The sequence below is a fragment of the Mycobacterium ostraviense genome (assembly GCF_002705925.1).
GTDB classification, from domain to species: domain Bacteria; phylum Actinomycetota; class Actinomycetes; order Mycobacteriales; family Mycobacteriaceae; genus Mycobacterium; species Mycobacterium ostraviense.
Window position 1 is genome coordinate 1 of the sequence record NZ_NKRE01000112.1, and the last position, 268, is coordinate 268.

A 268-nucleotide genomic window follows, 5' to 3' on the forward strand; every position below is an offset into this window, starting at 1 on the left:
TCGCTGGTCCTTTCCAAGGTCGAGCTTGAGTACCTGCCCGCCGAAATCAACCTTGTTCAGGTCGACCCAGAAGGTGTTCGGGGTCAATGCCGATTCGAAGAAGTACAGCCGCCGCTTGTGGTCGGCCACGGTGCGCCAACGCGTGGATGAGATGTTCGGCTCACCTGGCGTGGTGATGCCGTACGGCACCGACGCGTTGCGGATCACGCTGAACACGCTGGCCAGGGCCTCCACCGGATCCTCGGCCTTGGGAATGGCGTTGATGTAG

At 61.6% G+C, this 268-nt stretch carries 1 protein-coding gene; it reads right to left on the reverse strand.

The genetic code is table 11. The annotated features are described in order from the left end of the window. Positions 1-268, reverse strand: a 268-nt coding sequence (locus CDN38_RS33735) for a linear amide C-N hydrolase (protein WP_142361410.1), incomplete at both ends; no start/stop codon positions are given.